Raw genomic sequence first — 5570 nt, forward strand, 5'->3', positions numbered from 1 at the left:
GGTAATGGTGGCAGTGCTGGCGATGCTCAGCACTTCTCAGCTGAATTATTAAACCGTTACGAAATTGAACGTCCACCGCTGCCTGCTATAGCATTAAGCTGTGACACTTCAACGATTACCGCTATTGCCAACGATTATAGCTACGATGAAATCTTCTCGAAGCAGATTTTTGCACTGGGTCAACCAGGCGATATTTTATTGGCTATCTCAACCAGCGGTAACTCTGGCAACATTATTAAAGCCATGGAAGCAGCGTTAAGCCGCGACATGACTATTGTAGCTCTAACAGGTAAAGATGGCGGCGCAATGGCTGGCTTGATGAGCGCAGGAGATGTCGAAATCCGCGTACCGTCAAACGTTACTGCACGTATTCAAGAAGTTCACTTACTGGTTATTCACTGCTTATGCGATAACATCGACCGCACCTTGTTCCCACAGGATGAACAAGCATGATAAGAAGGTTACTCATCATCTCAGTCCTGGCGATGTTGCAGGGGTGTGCTGGTGCTGTCATGGTTGGCGCCGTTAGCGGTGCCAAGATGGTAAATGATGAGCGCAGCATGAGCACTCAAATCAGCGACACTAATGCTGACTTTGTTATTGCTAGTGCGCTATCAAAACATGATGACCTTAATAATCAAACCAATATCGCCGCGGTTGTGATGAACAACAATGTATTGATGATAGGCCAAGCACCTAACTCAATGCTGCGCGATAAAGCGATTAAAGTGGTACAAGATTTACAAATTGGCGGCAAAATACATAACCAAATTCGTATTGGCACGCCAACGTCATTTACCACACGCAGCAACGACACTTGGGTAACAACCAAAGTGAAAGGCCGCATGTTAAATGAAAAATCACTCGATATTACTCGAGTGAAAGTGATTACCGAAAACGGCGAAGTCTTTTTGCTTGGGTTAATTGACCGCAAGCAAGCTGATTTAGCGGTTGATATCGCGCGAAATACTGCAGGCGTACGCAAAGTGATTAAGGTTTTTGAATACACTGAATCTTAATCCTGCTGTACATTTTTATTATCGCGATTTAGAAATTCATCCTGCATTTTGCTCGATGAATTTTTTTTGGGATCTTTTGGCTTGTATCCACGGGATAATCAGCGACGGCAACACAATAAACCCAGCCCCAACCCAACTTAAGCCATCAAGCCATTCATCAAAAAACAACCAACCAAAAAAGACACAAAATAATAGTCCTGTGTATTCTGCCACCACAATTTGACTGGCTTGTGCTTGGCGATAAGCCAACGCGCAAAACCACTGATACGCCAATAAAAACACATTACTCGACACCGCAATAGCCACTAAAGACCAACTGATTGCCTCTATGCCTTGCACCAATGCCATGAGCAACACCAAAGGAATACTGAGTAAGTTATATAGCATTAACGTTACAACTGGGCTTTCTGTACTGGGGAGTTTGCGCAATGCCAACTGGTTTATCGCAAACATAAATGCAGAGATGAGTACTGCAATTCCAAACCAGTTAATTTCACTTGGTCGTAGCAAAATAATGATGCCCAGAAATCCTAAAATAGCTGCCAGCCAATGTGTAGCGGTGACGCTCTCTTTTAAAAATAGAAATCCCATTAATACAATCATTAATGGCGCCGAATAAAACAACGAGCTTACAGTGGCGATAGGTAGCGCAATTAACCCCATAATTAAGCATACAGCTCCAATAGCGCCAGTATTAGCCCGCACTAAGTGCACCTTTATATGGCGACTGATTGGTTTTTTAGTTGCAAACCACAATGGCAGCAACATTAATACTGATGTTAACTGTCTGATTAACAAAAATGTTGCAGCGCTACTGCCATCTGGGAGCCATTTTATAGACACATCATACATAGCACTAAAAAGGTTACCGACAACTAATAACATCATGCCAATCGCTATTGTGGATTTCATTACACTTACAACCTTAGGACCAATAATTGGCTGCATCATATAGTTATCAATTAATATCGAATAATGATGTTTTTAATCCATGCATGAGTTAAATTCATACCTAATAAATTTTAATAAAATAAATTCATATTTGAGGTGTATATGCGCAAACTGCCACCACTGCGGGCACTACAAATTTTTGAAGCGGCCGCAAGGCATGCTCACTTTTCTCGGGCGGCAACTGAGCTGTGCATTACTCAAAGTGCGGTATCGCACCAAGTGAGACTGCTTGAAGCACATTTTGGCGAACGATTATTTATCCGCGAAGGTAGGCAGCTCTGCTTAACCAGTAAAGGCAATGTGCTTTACCATGAACTGGAGCGAATATTTAATGAGTTGAATGATTTAAGCATGCAAATCACTGGCGATTGTAATGATCAGCTCCGCTTAGCGGTATACAGTTCATTTGCCATTAAGTGGCTGATTCCTCGCTTAAGCGATTTCCATCGTTTACATCCACAGATTAAAATTCGCCTAGATATGATCACCGACGACCCACAGATGAGTGATAGTGTTGCTGATATGTTTATTACTGGTCAAAGTGACCAACCGGGTTATGTGCATCGCATGTTACACCAAGAGAGACTGATCCCAGTGATCTGCCCGGGGCTATTAAATACCGACCACTCGGCGCTGAGTGTATTACGGCAACATGCATTACTCACTGTAGATGAAGGGCCAATAGGCTTTGATTGGGAGCGCTGGTTAAAGGTTAACAGCATCAGCATAGCGGCTACGCAACAACAGCATGTATTTAGCCATGTGTTGTTAGCTATTGAAGCGGCAATTGCTGGTCAGGGGATCGCGCTAGCGTCAGATTTTATGGTAGAACGAGATATTAGTAAGGGAGCATTAGTCGCACTTGATTTACCCGCTATGTTGACTGGATTTGAATTCAATTTTAGTTGTAAACAGCGACGTTTAAAGGAGCCCGCTATCGCTGCATTTGTACAATGGTTAACCAAAAAATAAGCCAGCAAGTTGCTGGCTTATAGGTAACATTAGCTGAAATAATACTTACACAATAAGACCAATTTTTTCATACACTTTTTTAATGGTGACTTCTGCACGAGCTTGAGCTTTTTCAGCACCTTCCGCCATCACTTGGCTTAAGTAAGCATGGTCGGCGCGGTACTCTTTAAAGCGAGCTTGTAATGGCTCAAGCATTCCTACGACAGCTTCACCAGTAGCCACTTTTAAATGACCGTACATTTTGCCTTCAAACTCTGCTTCTAAAGACGCAATCGACTGACCAGTACAACCTGACATTAAGCTGAGTAGATTCGACACACCTGGCTTTTGTTCCATATCAAAACGCACTACTGGTGGCTCTTCGCTGTCGGTCATGGCTTTTTTAACTTTCTTTAAAATCGCTTTAGGATCTTCGAGTAAACCAATAACGTTATTACGATTATCGTCAGACTTCGACATTTTCTTAAGCGGGTCTTGCAACGACATGACCTTAGCACCGTGTTCAGGAATAAACGGTTCTGGGATAGTAAATGTGTCGCCGTAAGCATTATTAAAACGGGTTGCGATATCGCGGGTAAGCTCTAAATGTTGCTTTTGGTCTTGCCCAACAGGGATCTCATTGGCTTGATAAAGCAAAATATCTGCCGCCATTAGAACAGGATAACCATATAAGCCCACGTTAATGTTATTGGCATGCTTTAACGATTTATCTTTAAACTGGGTCATGCGGTTTAACTCACCCATTTGGGTGTAACAGTTTAATACCCATCCGAGTTGAGTATGCTGTGGTACTTGCGACTGAATAAACACGGTGCTTTTTTTAGGGTCAACACCACAAGCAAGGTATAAGGCTAGCGTATCTAAACAAGCTTCACGCAGTACTTTAGGATCTTGACGCACGGTAATCGCATGTAAATCAACAACACAATATAGGCAATCATGGCTATCTTGCATGGCAACCCATTGACGAAGTGCGCCCATATAATTACCTATGGTTAATTCGCCTGATGGCTGCGCACCGCTAAGAACTATGGGTTTGGTCATGTGTTTATTGCTCCAGATTATCTATATAAAATTCAAATTATTATGAAAGTAAATATTGCTCTATATCAGCAAAGTTTTCGCATATCGCATGCGGAAGGCTAAGACCGATATCTTCGCCGTAGTTGTATCCGTAGGTCAAGCCAATAGACATAACATTCGCAGCTTTAGCCGCTAAAATATCATTCTTTGAATCACCTATCATTAGTAATTGCGATTCATCTAACTGCCATTGTTTAAGCAAATGTTGTAATGGCATTGGGTCTGGCTTCATTTTTGCCAATGAATCACCACCGAGAACTTCAGAAAATAGGTCATCAAGACCAAAAGCGGTTAGTAACGGCACTGTAAAACGATATGGTTTATTGGTAACGATAGCCAGTTTAAAACCTGCTTGTTTTAACAGCTGTAACGTGTTGACAACTCCCGGATACAAACGGCTATGTTTTTGTAAGTGTTCACCATAATTATGCATAAATTGCGGCATAATTTGTTCAAGCATTACCTGCAGCTCAGGAGCATCTTCTGGCATAGCAGACACATAACTTAACGCTCGTTGCATTAGTACTTGGGCACCATTACCTACCCAGCTGCGAACCAATGCTTCTGTCACTGGTTGGTATTGGTTCTGTGCTAATGTGGCATTTGTGGCCGCGGCCAAATCAGGCACACTGTCGATCAGCGTACCATCTAAATCAAAGGCGATTGCGCGAATATTTGACCATTGCATCATGTAGAGTCCCACTGGATATGGAAAAAGAAATTATGATATCGAAGCGAGTTCTGCACGCATTTGATCAATAACAACTTTATAATCAGGTTGATTGAAAATTGCCGAACCTGCCACAAACATATCTGCACCCGCAGCCGCTATTTCAGCAATATTATCGACCTTAACACCACCATCCACTTGTAAGCGAATATCAAAACCACTGGCATCAATAATCGCGCGAACTTGGCGAAGTTTTTCTAGCGTATGCGGAATAAAAGACTGACCACCAAAACCAGGATTAACTGACATCAATAAAATAACATCGAGCTTGTCCATTACATGATCTAAATAGTGCAGTGGTGTGCCAGGATTAAAGACTAATCCAGCCTTACAGCCAGATTCTTTAATCAACTGTAGTGTACGATCGATATGTTCTGATGCTTCTGGATGAAAAGTGATAATTGAAGCACCGGCTTTGGCAAAATCAGGAATAATGCGATCAACGGGTTTAACCATTAAATGCACATCAATATCAGCGGTGATCCCATAATTGCGCAACGCGGTGCATACCATAGGGCCTATGGTTAAATTTGGTACGTAGTGATTATCCATAACGTCAAAATGAACAACATCCGAACCCGCATCTAATACGGCTTTCACATCGTCACCTAAACGGGCAAAATCAGCAGACAAAATCGATGGTGCAATTAAAAATGGGCGCATAATCTTCTCTATTGGCAGATCAAAGTGACGACATTTTACCCTTTGCAGCCGCAAGCCTCTAGTCTAACAAGGGAAATAACCACTATCCTCAATAGAATTTAGTTAAAAACTAGACAATAAGTCGGATTTGCTATTTTTTATACAGAAACCAG

7 protein-coding genes are annotated in these 5570 nt (G+C 42.1%); 3 read left to right on the forward strand and 4 right to left on the reverse strand.

Annotation, left to right across the window (positions count from 1 at the left end):
- Both CXF78_RS12280 and CXF78_RS12285 read left to right on the forward strand, forming a co-directional pair.
- The coding region (locus CXF78_RS12280; protein ID WP_102036950.1) for an SIS domain-containing protein at positions 1–453 on the forward strand (453 nt) is incomplete at its 5' end.
- Positions 450–1019 (forward strand): BON domain-containing protein, encoded by a 570-nt coding sequence (locus CXF78_RS12285; RefSeq protein WP_011635876.1) that lies wholly within the window; start codon positions 450–452, stop codon positions 1017–1019. The genes CXF78_RS12280 and CXF78_RS12285, both read left to right, overlap by 4 nt.
- 36 nt (positions 1020–1055) lie before the next feature.
- Here the strand turns inward: CXF78_RS12285 and CXF78_RS12290 are convergent, their stop codons facing one another.
- Positions 1056–1931 (reverse strand): DMT family transporter, encoded by an 876-nt coding sequence (locus CXF78_RS12290; protein WP_102036954.1) that lies wholly within the window; start codon positions 1929–1931, stop codon positions 1056–1058.
- Positions 1932–2072: 141 nt separating this feature from the next.
- On the opposite strand from CXF78_RS12290, the gene CXF78_RS12295 reads away from it, so the two are divergent.
- Positions 2073–2942 (forward strand): LysR substrate-binding domain-containing protein, encoded by an 870-nt coding sequence (locus CXF78_RS12295; protein ID WP_102036951.1) that lies wholly within the window; start codon positions 2073–2075, stop codon positions 2940–2942.
- Positions 2943–2987: 45 nt separating this feature from the next.
- Here the strand turns inward: CXF78_RS12295 and trpS are convergent, their stop codons facing one another.
- The 3 genes from trpS to rpe are packed head-to-tail and all read right to left on the reverse strand — an operon-like array spanning position 2988 to position 5418.
- Positions 2988–3986, reverse strand: a complete 999-nt coding sequence (trpS, locus tag CXF78_RS12300; RefSeq protein WP_102036952.1) for a tryptophan--tRNA ligase — start codon at positions 3984–3986, stop codon at positions 2988–2990.
- 40 nt (positions 3987–4026) lie between these two features.
- A complete protein-coding gene (locus CXF78_RS12305; RefSeq protein ID WP_102036953.1) occupies positions 4027–4716 on the reverse strand; it encodes a phosphoglycolate phosphatase in 690 nt (229 codons plus the stop codon).
- A 30-nt stretch (positions 4717–4746) separates the two neighbouring features.
- Positions 4747–5418, reverse strand: coding sequence for a ribulose-phosphate 3-epimerase (gene rpe / locus CXF78_RS12310; protein WP_011635871.1), 672 nt, complete (start codon positions 5416–5418; stop codon positions 4747–4749).
- Between the last annotated feature and the right edge of the window lie 152 nt (positions 5419–5570).

This window comes from Shewanella sp. 11B5, from assembly GCF_002836795.1.
GTDB classification, from domain to species: Bacteria; Pseudomonadota; Gammaproteobacteria; order Enterobacterales; family Shewanellaceae; genus Shewanella; species Shewanella frigidimarina.

Coding starts and splice junctions, on each gene's coding strand:
- CXF78_RS12285 (WP_011635876.1), top strand. CDS start 450: ATGATAAGAAGGTTACTCATCATCTCAGTCCTGGCGATGTTGCAGGGG.
- CXF78_RS12290 (WP_102036954.1), bottom strand. CDS start 1,931: ATGAAATCCACAATAGCGATTGGCATGATGTTATTAGTTGTCGGTAAC.
- CXF78_RS12295 (WP_102036951.1), top strand. CDS start 2,073: ATGCGCAAACTGCCACCACTGCGGGCACTACAAATTTTTGAAGCGGCC.
- trpS (WP_102036952.1), bottom strand. CDS start 3,986: ATGACCAAACCCATAGTTCTTAGCGGTGCGCAGCCATCAGGCGAATTA.
- CXF78_RS12305 (WP_102036953.1), bottom strand. CDS start 4,716: ATGATGCAATGGTCAAATATTCGCGCAATCGCCTTTGATTTAGATGGT.
- rpe (WP_011635871.1), bottom strand. CDS start 5,418: ATGCGCCCATTTTTAATTGCACCATCGATTTTGTCTGCTGATTTTGCC.